We start from the raw sequence: 14,294 nt of genomic DNA, 5'->3' as shown, positions 1-14,294 counted from the left end.
AGGACCAAGCCGAGCGTGAGCTCGTTTGCGAAGAACTCGACCGATCTCGCGATCGTCTTCACGTTGGGCGGGCGAGTCAAGGCTGTTTGCGTTGCCCCGCACCGGGTATGGCGACCTGTGAGGTGCCGACCGAAGGACAGGAGCGCATGATGAGGGCAGTCACCTGGCACGGGAAACGCGATGTACGTGTCGAGACGGTGCCGGACCCCAAGATCGAAGTGGGCACCGATGCCATCATCGAGGTGACATCGACCAACATCTGCGGGTCCGACCTGCACCTGTACGAGATACTGGGGGCGTTCATGCGTCCCGGTGACATCCTCGGACACGAACCGATGGGCATCGTTGCCGACGTGGGGTCTGACGTGGAGAACCTAAAGGTTGGTGACCGCGTGGTAATCCCGTTCCAGATGTCCTGTGGCCACTGCTTCATGTGCGATATGCAGTTGTACACCCAGTGCGAGACGACTCAGGTGCGAGATCAGGGCATGGGCGCCGCGCTGTTCGGCTACTCGGAGCTGTACGGCTCAGTGCCCGGCGGGCAGGCGGAGTTGCTCCGCGTCCCGCAGGCGCAGTTCACCCACATCAAGGTTCCGGTCGGGCCGGCCGACGCGCGGTACGTGTATCTCTCCGACGTGCTTCCGACCGCGTGGCAGGCGGTCGCGTATGCCGACGTTCCCGATGGCGGGTCCGTCACGGTTTTGGGGCTCGGCCCGATCGGGGATATGGCGGCCCGTATCGCTCACCACCTCGGGTACCGCGTCATCGCGGTGGATCGGGTGACCGAAAGGCTGACCCGGGCAGAGGCATTCGGTATCTGCACGCTCGACCTGAGATCACTCGATGCCCCGGTCGGGGATGTGATCAGGGACATGACAGACGGGCGGGGAACCGATTCGGTCATTGACGCGGTCGGGATGGAGGCGCATGGCTCGCCGATCGCCAAGGCGGCCCAGCAGCTCACGTCCGTGCTCCCCAACGCCCTCGCCAAGCCCATGCTGCAGAAGGCGGGCGTAGACCGCCTCGACGCCCTCTACTCCGCGATCGACATCGTCCGTCGCGGCGGAACCATCTCACTCATCGGCGTGTACGGCGGGATGGCCGACCCGCTGCCCATGCTCACGTTGTTCGACAAGCAGATACAACTGCGGATGGGTCAGGCGAACGTCAAGAGGTGGGTGGATGACATCATGCCGCTGCTGACCGATGAGGACCCGCTCGGCGTTGACACGTTCGCCAGTCATGTTCTACCGCTCGACGATGCCGCCCACGGCTACGACATCTTCCAGAAGAAGGCCGATGGCGCGGTCAAGGTGATGCTCAGACCCTAACCACGACAGTGGGTTCGGGCTGAACGCAGCAGATCTCAGACCGCTTCGTGCAACCCGTCGTCGACGGCGCGCCACGGGCTGCATCGGACCGTGCGCCGGATGAGTGTGCCGGATCCGAGCATATTGAGGGTGCTCACAGCCTCGCTGAGATCCTCGGTGACCACCAGGACTGTCTTGCTGTTCGGTGTCTGAATGCCGTACTCGACGGTGACCGTTGTGCCTCTCGTGGTCATAGCTTCCGCCCTCCCTGGCCTCACGGCCTGATGTGGGCTCCGATTACCCCGTTTCGCGGCCTGTCAATCGGTGCAGAAACGGGGTACGGGGGCGGAGCTGTCTTGCCCTCACCTTCAACTTATAGCTCACCGGGGGGCTTGCGGCAAGACCCCGGTTGTGCCGCAGAATCGCACGCCGAAGCCAGAACCTGCGGAAATGGAGTGTGTGAATGCCAGATTTCGATACCGACGTGATCATCGTGGGCGCGGCCCCGACCGGCCTGACGTTGGCAGCGGAACTGGGCGCGGCGGGTGTGCGGCCGCTGGTCTTGGACCGGCTGCCCCGGGTCCGAGAGGTCCCGAAGGCCGGCGGTCTGGGCGGGCAGATTCTGCAACTGCTGCGCTATCGAGGCCTGATCGAGCGCTTCGAGGCCGCCAGTGGACATCCCCGCCCGACTCCCCGATTCCCCTTCGGCGGTCTGCACATGGACTTCACCTCGCTCACCGAGTCCCCGATGCAGGCGCTGCGTCTCCCGCAACCCGATCTCGAACGGCTGCTCGCGGACATCGGCACCGAACTCGGCGCCGACATCCGTCGTGGGCATGAGGTGGTCGCGGTGAACCAGGACGCGAACGCGGTGATCGCGGACGTACGTGGGCCTGATGGCCCATACCGGGTGACCGCGCGCTATCTCGTGGGCTGCGACGGCGCGCACAGCCCGGTACGCGAGATGGTCGGCATCGGGTTTCCTGGCCTCACCTATCCGGAGGTGAACCGATTGGGCCAGTTCACCATGCCCGATTCGGTGACGCTGCGCGACGACGGCGACTATGACATCCCAGGTCTCGGCCGGCTCCGTTCGGGCTTCACCCGAACGGAGCGCGGTGAGTTCGCGATCGCCTCCTACACACCAGGTGATCTGGGCGTCTACACCAACGAGGAGGACAACCGCGACTATGCCGCGGAGGATGAGACAGACACGCCGATGACAGTCACCGAATTCCGGGACAGCATCCGCCGGGTGCTCGGGGCAGACGTGCCCCTTGGCGAGCCGACTCGGCTGACGCGCTTCACCTTCCATGCCCGGCACGCGCAGCGTTACCGCGACGGCAGGATATTTCTGGCAGGCGATGCGGCCCATCTGTTCCCGGCACCGGGCGTGGCGGTCAACGCGGGCATGATGGACGCGGTCAACCTGGCCTGGAAGCTGGCCGCCGACATCGATGGCTGGGCACCCGCAGGACTGCTGGACACCTATCACGACGAGCGTCATCTCGCAGGCACCCGCACGCTGCTGCACACCCAGGCCCAGGTGGCGCTGCGGCGTGGACACGATCCAGCCGCCGTGGCGCTGCGGGATCTCTTCTCCGAGTTGCTCGTTGACGAAGCGCCACTGCACCGGATGAGCGCCCTCCTTGCGGGATGCGACGTCCGCTATCCGGTGCCCGGATCCGGTCACCACGCGCTGGCTGGCACGTTCGGGCCCGACACCACCGGCGTCGCCGAACTGGTGCGCACGACGCGGCCCGTTCTCGTCGACTTCGCCGACCGCGCGGACCTGCGCGAGGCCGCAGGGGACTGGGCGCATCGGGTTGATCTGCACCCGGCGCCGTCCGATGGTCGACCGGCTGATGCGCTGCTGATCCGGCCGGATGCCCAGATCGCCTGGGCCGCAGGCACAGGCGAAGCCACAGTCACCGCAGTGCCGTCACTGCGGCAGGCGTTGTCGGACTGGTTCGGCGCCCCAGTGGGCTGAAGGAGCCTCAGCCGGGCGGCATTTCGGTGATGCCGAGACGGTCGAGCAGAAACAGAAACGCGGACGCGAAGTCGTTGTCCTTGGTTTCGGCCCGCAGAGTCGACCAGTCCACCCGTTCGCGGACCGCACGCGCAGCGGGCAGTAGCGCTTCGAAATCGCAGTGGTGTTCGTGCAATGACTTCAGCTTCTGCGTGAGGACGACGGTCGGTGGCAGGACGTGCATGGGGATGGCGAGCACGTCGAGGACGTCGGCCGCGGCGATAAGGGCGGAGTCCACGACGACCCCGTTCACGCGGTGCAGCACGTCGACGAGTGCCGAGTTCATCGTGGCCTTGAACAACCAGTCCTCGGGTGTGCGGATGATCTCGAAGCCGGCGTCGGCGAGTGTGGCGACGGCGTGTTCCACGTCGGCCTCGGCCACCACGACGTCGGCGTCGTGGACGGGCTCCGGTGCGCCGTGCACCCACAGGGCGTAGCTGCCCGCCAATGCGAACTCGGGACCGTGGGCGCGCAGTGCGGACGCCGCTAGGCGCAGGGCGTCGCGAAGGGCGTCTTCATGGGCGAGCATCGTGTCTCCCGAGGGTGTGTCGGCGTCATCGTGGGTACGTAATACCCCGTGCGGATCGCGACATTCAACATCCTTCACGGCAGAACCGTCGGTGACGGTGTCGACGTCGACAGGCTGGCCGACTGTGTGCGCCGAATTGACGCCGACATCCTTGCCCTGCAAGAGGTTGACCATGTGCAGGAGCGGTCCGGCATGGCGGACCTCACGGCCGTCGCCGCCGAGGCGATGGGTGCGACCAGCCATCGCTTCGTCGCCGCCATCTCCGGCACACCCGGCGCCACCTGGATGGCAGCCACCGGGGACGAGCAGCCCGGCACGGCCGCCTATGGCATAGCGCTGCTGTCGCGCCACCCTGCAGCGTCGTGGCAGGTGGTGCGGTTGCCGCGGATACCGATGAGGTTCCCGATGTATCTGCCCGGGCCGCGTCGGGTGATGATCGTCGACGAGGAGCCGCGCGCTGCGGTTATCGGCCAGTTCGAGACCCCGATCGGCCCGGTGACAGTGGCCAACACGCATCTGTCGTTCGTCCCGGGGTGGAACCGCCGTCAGCTGCGCAGCCTCGTCCGTGACCTACGCGGCATGCCGGGGCCGCGCCTGCTGGTGGGCGATCTCAATATGACTGAGGGGTCGGTGACGCGCTGGTCGGGTATGCGGGCCCTGGCCACGGCGCCGACATTTCCCGCCAACGAACCCAACCGCCAACTCGATCACGTGCTGACCGACGACCCGAGGTTCGTCGCTGCGGGCTGCACCGCACCGCTGATGCCGATCTCCGATCACCGGCCACTCATCGTCGACGTTTTGTCTCCCTCTCGGTCGAGCACCTCGGGTTGAGCAGCGGGGTGCTGCGATGGGGCCCGAGCTACCGCCGGTAAACACGATCGCGGATGGTGCCCAGGTCGATGTGGTATTGCTTCTGCCGTGGGCAACGGATCGTCGAATTCCGACACGGATGGATTCGCACGCGTCGGAAGCTTCCAATACCTGACGGCTGCCGGGCGCTGGGAGTGGTCGGACGCGGTGGCCCGCATGCACGGTTATGCGCCAGGTGAGATCACTCCGACGACCGAGCTGATCCTGTCCCACAAGCATCCTGACGACAAGCCTGCCGTGGCAGAGGTGATCGACCGGGTCCTGCAGCACGGAGCGGCCTTCAGCAGCAGGCACCGCATCATCGACACGGCGGGAAACGAGCACGTCGTCGTGGTGGTGGGCGATCAACTGCGCGGCGCGTCCGGCGAGGTTCTCGGGACGACGGGCTTCTACATCGACATCACCGAGAGTTTGGACGCCGATGTGCAACGCTCGGTCACGGAGGCTGTCGCTGAGGTCGAGGAGCGCCGCGCGATCATCAACCAGGCGATCGGCATCATCCGGATGGCTTATCGGGTGTCAGCCGATCAGGCATTCAAGGTGCTGACCTGGCGCTCGCAGGTGACCAACGTCAAGCTCCGAAAGATCGCGGAGGGGTTCGTTCAGGAACTCTGCGAGCAGCCCATGGATCGCAGAACGAGATCGGCCGTCGATCACGTGCTGCTCACGGTGCACGAGCGGACACCAGACTGACCCATCCAGCGCAGGCCGGAACTCAGACGGCACTACCGCGTAGCGCGTCGCGGGCCCGGTCGACTAGTGATGCGAAGGGGCCTACCGCGAAGTTGGCGAAGCCGGACTCCACGCCGGCATGCGGATGTGTCGGCGCGATACGTTCTGCGACCTGGACGGCGGTCGTGAGCTTGGCGAGTTCGTCGGCGTCGAGCTGCTCGCCCAGCAGGGTGAACTCCTCGGCTTCCTCGCGTTCGGCGTGCTCGATCACAGCTCTCTGCAGGTGAATGAGTTCCTTGCTGAACTCGGCGGTGCCGCACGGAATTCGCTCCAGGTTGCCGAGAGCGATCTTGGCGTCGTGCTCCTCGGTGAGTCGGGCTGCGACCACCGCTTCGCCACCCTCGATCTTGCGCCGGACGCGGGGGTGGATCATCATCTCCTCGGCCGTCTCGTGCACGGCCAGCAGTGTGCGCAACCGTGTGAACGACGCCTGCTGATCTGCTGCGTTCTTCGCGTCGAGTGTCTGTATGAACAGCGCCTTGATCGCCTCGTGCTGATCCGTGAGATAGGTGACAACGTCACCGGGCGTGGTGATGGCCATGGCAGATCTTCCTCCCGCGGGCGGTGATGTTTGGTGAGCGGCACCGAGTTGTGTACCGACATCTGCCGAGTTACCCGCGAGCGTCGCGGCGGAAACCGAAGTGAGGCCCAAAGTGCAAAATATCGCGGCCGCAACGTATTCCGAGTCGGCGTGGTTCTCCCTGTCAGCGGTGGATCTGGACAACGGGTGAGGTGTCGTCAAAACGATTGGGCGTGCGACCCGTGGTCTGAAACTCGATGCGCCGCGCTATCGCCACGGCATGGTCTGCGAAGCGTTCGTAGAACCTGCCGAGCAGCACGACGTCGCCCGCCGCCGCGATGCCATGCGGCCACCGATGGTCGGTCAGCACGCCGAACAGGCGGCGATGCAGGTCGTTCATGACCTCGTCGCCCTCCTGGATGAGACGGGCCTGCTCGACGTTCCCGGTCAACACCGCGGTCTGCACGCGCTCGGCCAATCCGACTGCGATACCGCCCATCTGGACGAAGTACTCGCCGGCAGGGTGCGGCACGGCCGACGCGGGGTGGTGCCGCCGCGCGATCTTGGCCACGTGGGCAGCGAGGCCGCCCATGCGGTCCGCGTCCGCGGCGATCTGGATCCCCGACACGATGGTCCGTAAATCCCGCGCGACGGGCGCCTGAAGCGCCAGCAACGCGAACGCGCGGTCTTGGACCCGGGCGTCCAAAACGTCAAGGTGCGCGAGTTCGCGGTCGACCCGTTCCGCGGATGGCAGGTCGGCGTCCACCAGCGCCACGGTCGCACTCTGCATGATGGTGCCCGCTGCGCCGCACATCTCACCGAGTTCGGCCGTCAGACGGTCCAGCTCGGCATGGAATTCGGTACGCATGAGCCTCCCGTCTGTGCCGTGATAGCGGAAGGTACCCGCCGCGCCCCATTTCAAACGTCGATCACAGCGACAATCACGAGACCGCCAGCGGCGGTGGCTTGCCCACCCGGATGAGTGCTTCGCCCTCGTCGTAATCGTCGTCGGAATTGCAGGTGAGGACGCCCACGGCGACCCCGCCCCGCACGTACCAGACGGCGAACCCGTCGTGGCGGTCGACGAGGCGTTCTGCGTCATACCCGTCGCCCCAGGCGTGGTACTTGATGGTCGCGTCGCCGATGGTGGACCAGAAGCCGGGCACGTCCGCCCAGCGCCGCTGCCCGCCGGCCGCGTTAGTCCCCGCGATCGCACCCTGATCCTCGGCGTCCTGCCAGTGCTCGACCGCGATGTGACGGCCCGCCGCATCGTTTCCCATCAGCGCGACGTCCCCGGCGGCATACACGTCAGGCGCCGACGAGCGGGCGTCGGCGTCGACGACGATCCGGCCGTCGTCGTCGACCTTCAGCCCCGCTGACGTCGCGAGGCCGGACTGCGGGTGCACTCCGGTGGCGGCGAGCACCAACTCGCAGTCGATCGTGACGCCATCGCTCACACTGACCACCAGCCGGTCATCTCTCCGCTCGATTCCCTGCACGGAGGCGCCGCCCGCGTGACGCGCGCCCGCCTGCTCGACGAGTTGGCGCAGCCGATCTCCGGCCGCGGCACCGAGACGTTTCTGCTGGGGTAGCCGCTCGGGTGCGATCACCGTGACCGGAATGTCCTGCATGGCAAGCGATGCGGCGGCCTCGCAGCCGATGAAACCGGATCCGATCACAACTGCCGACTTCGCGAACATCGCCGACTGGCGCAGTCGACGAGCGTCGGCCAAGGACCGCAGTGACAGCGCGTGCTCGCCGCCGGGCACCGGCAGCGGTGTGGGAGCCGACCCGGTGGCCAGCACCAGCGCCGTGTACTCGCGGGGCACGCCGTCGATCATCACGCGGTGGGTGTCGGGGTCGCCGTCGCGAAAGGCTTCCGCGGCAGCGACCCCCGCAGGCCCGCTGCCGATGACGATCAATCCAGGAACCGGCATGGCTGGCGGGTACCCCGAGGTGGGGCTTCATAACGATGCCAGTCGGGTATCCGATGAACATGGATCAGTCAGTGACTTCTCTAGTCGACGCCCTCGTCGACGCTGCACACCATCGAGGTGGTGGTGTTAGGTGACCAATGATGTCGAGAAGCGATGGCACGATCCCCACGCGGTGGGGTCGGCGATCACTTATGTGGCGACGGTTGTGGCCTGCGCCTGCGTCGTCTTCGCCATCTACGCGCTCGGTGATCGCGACCGGATCGCTGTCGCGGTGGCTACGCCCGCGGTCCTGTTCCTCGGGGCGCTGGGGGCATTCGTCAAGACGTATCGGGACTGGCGGGCGCAGCGCACGTGGCCCATCTGGCAGGGCGCCGGCTGGTTTCTTCTCACGGCGTCCATGCTGACGTTCGGGGTTCCCGCGGCGGCCATTCTCGGATAGGTGGCATGAGCGGCTGGCCGGGAGCCGTCACGGCACCAACCTCCGTAACTCGTCGATGCCGACGGGTGCGAGGTATTCGCCTATTGGTTCGCGGTGCCACCAGGCGCGCTCCTCGATCAACTCGCGCGCTGTGGTGAAGCGATACCTGTAGAGAACGGCGCGGACGTATGTCGGCGGGTCGTCGGGAAAGGGGTTGTCGCGCAGCAGTTTCACGATGTCGGTGGCATTGGTCAGGAGGCCCTGGCAGAAGCGTCCGATCCAGGGGTCGGCGTAGGACGGAGAGAGCGCCGCGAACCACATCAACCAGTCCAGTCGCAAGTGGTAGGGGCTCCACTGCCGCGGTGTCCGTGCGACGTCGCCGGGCTTGCCTCTGAACCCGTACTCTCGCCATTCGGTGTGCCCGTCGATGTGGGTGCTCACGGTGCCCTCGAAGACGACCTCCCGGCGGACCTTGCTCACGCTCCCGAACGCGCCGTAGGCGTTCACCAGGTGAAATGGGTCAAACGTGCTGTTCATCCGCTGCCGACGTGACACCAGGTTTCGGGCGGGACGCCAGCTCAGCACCGCCACTAGCGCGGTGTAGGCGATGACCGCCACGGCGAACCAGGTCGGCAGAGCTTCCGGGTGCTCGGGCGGCGGTGTCGCCCCGAGCACGGTGGCGAAGAACCCATCATCGATCGCACTGAATGCCAGGATGATCGTCACCCAGTTGAGCCAGGCGAAGTTCCCCGACGCCACCAGCCACAACTGGGTGACCACGATGACGATCGCCGCCGCGGTAGCCACGGGTTGCGGGAAGAAGAGACCGAACGGCACTACCAACTGCGCCACATGGTTTCCCGCAACCTCGATGCGGTGCAACGGTTTCGGCATCCGGTGAAAGAACCAGCTGAGCGGCCCCGGCATCGGCTGGGTCTCGTGGTGGTAGTACAGACACGTCAGATCACGCCAGCATCTGTCGCCGCGGACCTTGATCATGCCCGCGCCGAACTCGACGCGGAACAACAGCCACGCAGCGAGCCACAGCACGAGGACAGGAGGCGCCGTCTCGTCGTTGCCGAGGAAGATCACGAGGAACCCGGCTTCCAACAGCAGCGACTCCCAGCCGAACGAGTACCACACCTGCCCGACGTTGACGATCGACAGATACGCCATCCAGAGGGCCAGCCACAGTGCCATCGCCGCCCACAGCGGCACCGCGTCAGCCAGGCCCAGGACCATGGCGGTGGAGACGGCAACACCCGTCCAGCACACGGTCGCGAAGAAGCGGTCCGAGTAGAACAGGTGAAAGATGCTCGGCGTGGCGCGGAAGCGTCGGTGCAACAGGAATCTCGGCACCGGTGTCATGCCGTGGCTGCCCATCAGGCCCCGGAACTGGAGCGCGGCGCACAGGAACGCGACGACGTACACGGCTGCGATACCTCGCTCCATGACGAGTCTGGCCCACCATGACTCCGGCGCCGCGAGCCAGTCCATCGGTCAACCCCGGGTCTCCCCGATGATGGACATCACGTCGCCGCCGAGGTCCGGGGCGCGTATCGCAGCACCGCGCCGATGCCGTCTCGCGGTGTCGCGCTGTCGCCCACCGCGACGAGATCTGCGTCGATGGCGATGGCGGCGAGCGGCAGCGCCTCGTCGGCGCGAACAGTCGTCGCGGACTTCGAACCCAGCTCCGACAGCACGTCCGCGTCCGGCGCCACTATGGACCTGCAGTCTCCGACCAGCACGGTCGCATCGCCAAGATTGCCGATGAGCAGGGTCTGAACCGCACCGTCCCGCAGCGCGGCGCATACCCCGGGGATGCCCTCGGTCGCCAAGCCGGAGGCACGGTGGAGTTCCGCCTGAAAGCGTTGCAGTACAGCGTCATCGGACTCGGCGTGGTCCATTTCGAAGTACTGTGTGACGAACTCGTTCAACACGGCGTTGTCGACACCGTGCCGTGCGCCGATGTTCGCCTGGACGGCGCGCTCGGCGACGCGTTTGGGCGACGCGGTGACGAAGTCGTTGCGCGAGCGCACCTCCCCAACCACGAACACCGCCTCGGGATCGAACTCGTCGACCAGGGTGGTGACACGCTCGACGACTGTGCGGATGTTTCTCCGTGCGGCCTCCTCGGCGCGTGGTTGTGGATCGCCAAAGCCGGGGGTCTCCGCTCCCGATGCCTTGTGGACGGGGTACTCACCGCCCTCGATGCTCTCCGTGTGAACCTGCCCCGCGTGGTGGACGGCGATATCGGCGCCGACGTGATCGACGATCGCCACGAGGTAGGTCGCCGGCGCCGCGGAATGCTCGACGATCGGGATCAGGTACGGCCACTCGGCGACGCGGACGGTCATGTACTCCGGAACGTGGTCCAGTCGTTGGGTGACCATGACGTCATCGCCGGCGACAATGGCCATGCCACTTCTGCCCACAGCTGACGGGACACCGTCATAGGCCCGGCGGATGCGGCGCACCAGTGCCGTTTGGGCGCCGTGACGGGTGAGCTGGGTTTCTAGGTGATTCCACTGCAGCTCCAGGCGGGCGCGGGCGTCCGGGGTGTCGTGTGAGTCGTCGAAATAGACGGACGCGAACGGTCCCTGCGCCTTCGCGAGCATCCGGAAGCGATCGGATTTCATGTCTCTGCCTCATCTCGTTTAACCCCTGATGGGTGCCCGCTCGCTGCCCGGACAAACCGGGTTTGGGGGCGCTGTACGGCTGGCCGAGAGACGCGGGTGGCGGGGCGTTTGGCGCTTCGAGCGTCAACCCGCGTCGGCATCGACGAGCGGACCGTCATCGGCTTCGAGAGCCTCGGCCCGTGCATCGGGGTCCTCGGCGACCAGGACGCGCACGAAGCTGTTGAAGAAGGCGATGGCGGGCACCGCGAGCAGTGCGCCGATCACACCGTAGAGAACGCCACCGGCGGTGATGCCGATGACCACGGCCAGTGGGTGCAGTGACACCGCGTGCCCCATCACCAGTGGTTGCAGGACGTGAGCCTCGAGTTGCATCACGGCGATGATCAGGGCAAGCGTGATCAGCGCGTACACCAGTCCCTTGGCCAGTAGCGCGACGATAACCGCCAGGAATCCAGTCACCAACGCGCCGACCACGGGGACGAACGCGCCGAGAAAGATCAGCGAGGCCAGCGGCAGCGCGAGGGGAATCCCCATGATCGCGAGGCCGCTGCCAATGGCGACAGCATCGACGAGGGCCACCAGTGATGTCGCTCGTGCGAAACCGGTCAGCGAGCGAAATCCGGCCGCTCCAGCCTCCCGAACACGGGATCGCTGATCGCGTGGGATCAGCCGGGTCACGAACTCCCATATGCCGCGGCCGCCGAGGAGGAAGAAGATGACGGTGAAAAGACAGAGCAGTGCGCCGGTGAGGATCTCGGCGATGGTGCCCGCGGTCGACAGCGCCCCTGACGTCAGCTGCGTCTGATTGTTCTGCAGCGCGTCGATGACGGTGTCACCGGCGCGATTGATCTGGTCAGCACTCAAGTCGGCGGGACCGTTGATCAGCCAGTCCCGCGTGCTGTCGATGCTTCGGGTGACCTCGTCGACGAGTTGTGGTGCACCGTCAATGAATTGGTTCACCACAAAGGTGAGGACCCCGAGCAGTACGGCGAGGCCGAGGACGAGGACGAACGCAACGGCGCCCCCGCGCGCCGCGCCGTACCGGTCGAGAAAGTCGACGGCGGGTAACAACAGTGAGGTGAAGACGAGGGCGAGCGCGATGGGGACGAAGACGACGCCAAGGCGGCTGATGACCTCCAGGGCGACCAGTGCGACCGCGGCGATGACCAGCAGTCGCCACGACCAAGCCGCGGCGGCGCGAACGATCGGGCTGACCGCCCGATCGTCGCGCCCCGCGGCGGTGGTCATATCAGGGGGCTGCGCTAGAACCAGACCTTTCGGCCGCCGACGGGACGGCCGACCGCGCCCAGGATCCAGAGGACTACGCCCACGACGACGAGGATCGCGCCGATCGTGTACAGGATTGACAGGCTGGTGAAGTAGCCGATCAGGAGGAGAATGACGCCAAGGACGATCATGGCCGTTCCTATCGTTAGACGTGATGAGTTGCGTTTTGCCATGACGGAATTACCCAATCCGTCAAATTCAAACCCGCGCTGGTTATCTGGTTTCACAGAAAGCTCAGCGCTCTCCTTCGCGTCCTGGGGCACCGGCCCCTAGTAGAGGATCCTGCGCAAATTGTCCTCGGCGTAGTACTCCTCGAGTTGTTCGTCGCTCATATCGGGCTTGATGGCCTTGGCGAGCTGCGCCACGCTGGGCACCGCGGTCGGGTTCCAGGTGTCGGGCCTCCACGCGTCTGAGCGCAGAAAGGCCTTGGCGCAGTGGAAGAACACCTCCTCGACGGCGATCTCCAATGCCAGGATCGGCCGCTTGCCGTCAACGACCATCTGGTCGAAGTAGTCGGCGTCGGCCAGGACCCGTGCGGTGCCGTTGATCCGCAGGGTGTCCCCGCGGCCGGGTATTACGAACACCGTGCCGACGTGCGGGCGCTGCAGCACGTTGAGGTAGCCGTCGACGCGCTTGTTGCCGGGCCGCTCGGGAATCGCGATGGTGACGTCGTCGATGATGTGCACGAAACCCGGCGGATCGCCCTTGGGGGAGACGTCCACGCGGCCGTCGGCGTCGGTGGTGGCGATGAAGCCAAGCGGTGAGTGCGACAGCCAGTTCTGCTGTGCGGCTGAGAGCCTGCTCTTCACCTTGTTCGCGACGGCGGGCACGGGCTGCCCGACGATCGCGCGGAGTTCCTCGGCGGTGGTGACGTCACGGCGCATGATTCCATCATCCACCGGTGTCGAATCGTTTTGTGAGCTCCCGTCGGTCCACCTTGCCGATGCCCCGGCGTGGCACCTGGTCGACGACGTGCACCTCGCGCGGCGCCGCGGTGGCATCCAGCGTCGCGGTGACATGCGCGCGCAGTTCGGCGGGCGTCGGCGCACCCGCGCCTGTGGCCAGCACCACCGCGACCGCCACCCGCTGCCCGAGGCGCGCGTCGGTGACGCCGAACACAGCACAGTCGGCGATGGCGGGATGAGTGGCGAGTGCGGCCTCGACCAGCGTGGGCATGACCGTGAGCCCGCCGGTACTGATGGCGTCGTCGATCCTGCCGACTATCTGCAGTACGCCCGAATCATCCTGCACACCAACATCATCGGTCTGAAACCAGCCGGTCTCGGCGAACGGGTCGGGATCGGTCGGATTCCGGTAGCCCTTGGCGATGGTGTCGCCGCCGAGCGCCACGCGGCCGTCGTCGCCGACCCGTACCCGGACCCCCTGCAGCGCCACGCCGTCGTACACACATCCGCCCGCGGTCTCGCTCATGCCGTAGGTGCGAACTATTGAAATACCTGCCGCCGTTGCTCTTTCGCGAATCGTCCCGGGCAGCGGCCCGCCGCCGATCAGCACGGCGTCCAACTTCGCCAGCGCCGACGTCGCCTCCGGATCGCTCAGTGCCTTGTCCAGTTGCACGGCCACCAGCGAGGCATACCGGCGTCCGGATCCCATGGCGTCGATAGCCGCTGGCAGCTCGGCAGCGGTGAAGCTCGGGTCCAGCACGACGGGAACGGTCCCGGAGATGATGCTGCGAACCACCACCTGAAGCCCGGCGACGTGGTGGGCCGGCAATGCCAGCAGCCACGTGCCTGGACCGCCGAGCCGTTCGTGAGTGGCATCCGCGCTCGCGATCAGTGCGGCCGCGGTCAGCATGGCCCCCTTGGGAATTCCCGTCGTGCCCGATGTCGACACGATGACCGCGACGTCGTCGTCGACATCCTCGCCCACCCGCAGGGCCGTGGTGAGCAGCTCGGCCTCCTGTTGGGCGGCGGGCACCAGCGCGATCCCGGACTCCCGGCCGTCCAGGACGCCCTCGAGGGCGGCGATCAGCGCGGCGGCCGACGGCGCGGGCGGTACG

General features: G+C 66.5%; 16 protein-coding genes. 5 read left to right on the top strand and 11 right to left on the bottom strand.

Going from position 1 to position 14,294, the window contains the following annotated elements:
* Nucleotides 1-149 precede the first annotated feature (149 nt).
* The gene (locus ACZY0X_RS02600) at nt 150-1,331 is read left to right on the top strand and encodes a zinc-dependent alcohol dehydrogenase (protein ID WP_463768029.1); all 1,182 of its coding nucleotides are present in this window, start codon (nt 150-152) and stop codon (nt 1,329-1,331) included.
* Nucleotides 1,332-1,366: 35 nt separating this feature from the next.
* Here ACZY0X_RS02600 and ACZY0X_RS02595 read toward each other — a convergent pair whose 3' ends face one another.
* Nucleotides 1,367-1,564, bottom strand: coding sequence for a hypothetical protein (locus tag ACZY0X_RS02595; protein WP_463768028.1), 198 nt, complete (start codon nt 1,562-1,564; stop codon nt 1,367-1,369).
* A gap of 209 nt (nt 1,565-1,773) precedes the next feature.
* Between ACZY0X_RS02595 and ACZY0X_RS02590 the strand changes: the two genes are divergently transcribed.
* Entirely contained in the window at nt 1,774-3,300 is a 1,527-nt protein-coding gene (locus ACZY0X_RS02590; RefSeq protein WP_463768027.1) for an FAD-dependent monooxygenase, read from the top strand.
* Between the two features lie 7 nt (nt 3,301-3,307).
* On the opposite strand, the gene ACZY0X_RS02585 is transcribed toward ACZY0X_RS02590, so the two are convergent.
* Complete coding sequence (locus ACZY0X_RS02585; protein WP_463768026.1) at nt 3,308-3,868, bottom strand: hypothetical protein; 561 nt, start codon at nt 3,866-3,868, stop codon at nt 3,308-3,310.
* A 48-nt stretch (nt 3,869-3,916) separates the two neighbouring features.
* Between ACZY0X_RS02585 and ACZY0X_RS02580 the strand changes: the two genes are divergently transcribed.
* Both ACZY0X_RS02580 and ACZY0X_RS02575 read left to right on the top strand, forming a co-directional pair.
* A complete protein-coding gene (locus ACZY0X_RS02580; RefSeq protein WP_463768024.1) occupies nt 3,917-4,702 on the top strand; it encodes an endonuclease/exonuclease/phosphatase family protein in 786 nt (261 codons plus the stop codon).
* Between the two features lie 87 nt (nt 4,703-4,789).
* Nucleotides 4,790-5,434 (top strand): PAS and ANTAR domain-containing protein, encoded by a 645-nt coding sequence (locus ACZY0X_RS02575; protein ID WP_463768023.1) that lies wholly within the window; start codon nt 4,790-4,792, stop codon nt 5,432-5,434.
* A 22-nt stretch (nt 5,435-5,456) separates the two neighbouring features.
* Here ACZY0X_RS02575 and ACZY0X_RS02570 read toward each other — a convergent pair whose 3' ends face one another.
* The 3 genes from ACZY0X_RS02570 to ACZY0X_RS02560 all read right to left on the bottom strand — a co-directional run bounded on the left by ACZY0X_RS02570 (nt 5,457) and on the right by ACZY0X_RS02560 (nt 7,930).
* Nucleotides 5,457-6,014 (bottom strand): hemerythrin domain-containing protein, encoded by a 558-nt coding sequence (locus ACZY0X_RS02570; protein WP_463768022.1) that lies wholly within the window; start codon nt 6,012-6,014, stop codon nt 5,457-5,459.
* Nucleotides 6,015-6,177: 163 nt separating this feature from the next.
* The gene (gene phoU, locus ACZY0X_RS02565; RefSeq protein ID WP_463768021.1) at nt 6,178-6,861 is read right to left on the bottom strand and encodes a phosphate signaling complex protein PhoU; all 684 of its coding nucleotides are present in this window, start codon (nt 6,859-6,861) and stop codon (nt 6,178-6,180) included.
* Between the two features lie 73 nt (nt 6,862-6,934).
* Nucleotides 6,935-7,930, bottom strand: coding sequence for an NAD(P)/FAD-dependent oxidoreductase (locus ACZY0X_RS02560; RefSeq protein ID WP_463768020.1), 996 nt, complete (start codon nt 7,928-7,930; stop codon nt 6,935-6,937).
* Nucleotides 7,931-8,060: 130 nt separating this feature from the next.
* On the opposite strand from ACZY0X_RS02560, the gene ACZY0X_RS02555 reads away from it, so the two are divergent.
* On the top strand, nt 8,061-8,369 hold the full coding sequence (locus ACZY0X_RS02555) for a hypothetical protein (RefSeq protein WP_463768019.1): 309 nt from the start codon (nt 8,061-8,063) through the stop codon (nt 8,367-8,369).
* A 27-nt stretch (nt 8,370-8,396) separates the two neighbouring features.
* Here the strand turns inward: ACZY0X_RS02555 and ACZY0X_RS02550 are convergent, their stop codons facing one another.
* The 6 genes from ACZY0X_RS02550 to menE form a co-directional block, all read right to left on the bottom strand.
* Entirely contained in the window at nt 8,397-9,845 is a 1,449-nt protein-coding gene (locus ACZY0X_RS02550) for a lipase maturation factor family protein (RefSeq protein ID WP_463768018.1), read from the bottom strand.
* A gap of 32 nt (nt 9,846-9,877) precedes the next feature.
* Nucleotides 9,878-10,987 carry an Rv2629 family ribosome hibernation factor gene (locus ACZY0X_RS02545; protein ID WP_463768017.1) on the bottom strand — a complete coding sequence of 370 codons (1,110 nt, stop codon included), beginning with the start codon at nt 10,985-10,987 and terminating at the stop codon, nt 9,878-9,880.
* Nucleotides 10,988-11,110: 123 nt separating this feature from the next.
* Nucleotides 11,111-12,235 carry an AI-2E family transporter gene (locus ACZY0X_RS02540; RefSeq protein WP_463768016.1) on the bottom strand — a complete coding sequence of 375 codons (1,125 nt, stop codon included), beginning with the start codon at nt 12,233-12,235 and terminating at the stop codon, nt 11,111-11,113.
* Between the two features lie 14 nt (nt 12,236-12,249).
* Nucleotides 12,250-12,405, bottom strand: a complete 156-nt coding sequence (locus tag ACZY0X_RS02535) for a hypothetical protein (protein WP_170314468.1) — start codon at nt 12,403-12,405, stop codon at nt 12,250-12,252.
* A 138-nt stretch (nt 12,406-12,543) separates the two neighbouring features.
* Nucleotides 12,544-13,158 carry a pyridoxamine 5'-phosphate oxidase family protein gene (locus ACZY0X_RS02530; RefSeq protein ID WP_463768015.1) on the bottom strand — a complete coding sequence of 205 codons (615 nt, stop codon included), beginning with the start codon at nt 13,156-13,158 and terminating at the stop codon, nt 12,544-12,546.
* 7 nt (nt 13,159-13,165) lie between these two features.
* The gene (menE, locus tag ACZY0X_RS02525; protein ID WP_463768739.1) at nt 13,166-14,263 is read right to left on the bottom strand and encodes an o-succinylbenzoate--CoA ligase; all 1,098 of its coding nucleotides are present in this window, start codon (nt 14,261-14,263) and stop codon (nt 13,166-13,168) included.
* Nucleotides 14,264-14,294: the final 31 nt, after the last annotated feature.

Source organism: Mycobacterium sp. IDUB_39 (assembly GCF_055419205.1).
Note: the sequence above shows the minus strand (reverse complement) of the source record. Positions and strands in the feature narration are given on the sequence as shown.

Bases quoted from the DNA above. Each gene is read 5' to 3' on its own strand.
- ACZY0X_RS02530 (WP_463768015.1), bottom strand. From the start codon at position 13,158: ATGCGCCGTGACGTCACCACCGCCGAGGAACTCCGCGCGATCGTCGGG.
- ACZY0X_RS02600 (WP_463768029.1), top strand. From the start codon at position 150: ATGAGGGCAGTCACCTGGCACGGGAAACGCGATGTACGTGTCGAGACG.
- ACZY0X_RS02560 (WP_463768020.1), bottom strand. From the start codon at position 7,930: ATGCCGGTTCCTGGATTGATCGTCATCGGCAGCGGGCCTGCGGGGGTC.
- ACZY0X_RS02545 (WP_463768017.1), bottom strand. From the start codon at position 10,987: ATGAAATCCGATCGCTTCCGGATGCTCGCGAAGGCGCAGGGACCGTTC.
- ACZY0X_RS02590 (WP_463768027.1), top strand. From the start codon at position 1,774: ATGCCAGATTTCGATACCGACGTGATCATCGTGGGCGCGGCCCCGACC.
- ACZY0X_RS02550 (WP_463768018.1), bottom strand. From the start codon at position 9,845: ATGGACTGGCTCGCGGCGCCGGAGTCATGGTGGGCCAGACTCGTCATG.
- ACZY0X_RS02535 (WP_170314468.1), bottom strand. From the start codon at position 12,405: ATGATCGTCCTTGGCGTCATTCTCCTCCTGATCGGCTACTTCACCAGC.
- ACZY0X_RS02540 (WP_463768016.1), bottom strand. From the start codon at position 12,235: ATGACCACCGCCGCGGGGCGCGACGATCGGGCGGTCAGCCCGATCGTT.
- ACZY0X_RS02585 (WP_463768026.1), bottom strand. From the start codon at position 3,868: ATGCTCGCCCATGAAGACGCCCTTCGCGACGCCCTGCGCCTAGCGGCG.
- ACZY0X_RS02570 (WP_463768022.1), bottom strand. From the start codon at position 6,014: ATGGCCATCACCACGCCCGGTGACGTTGTCACCTATCTCACGGATCAG.
- ACZY0X_RS02595 (WP_463768028.1), bottom strand. From the start codon at position 1,564: ATGACCACGAGAGGCACAACGGTCACCGTCGAGTACGGCATTCAGACA.
- phoU (WP_463768021.1), bottom strand. From the start codon at position 6,861: ATGCGTACCGAATTCCATGCCGAGCTGGACCGTCTGACGGCCGAACTC.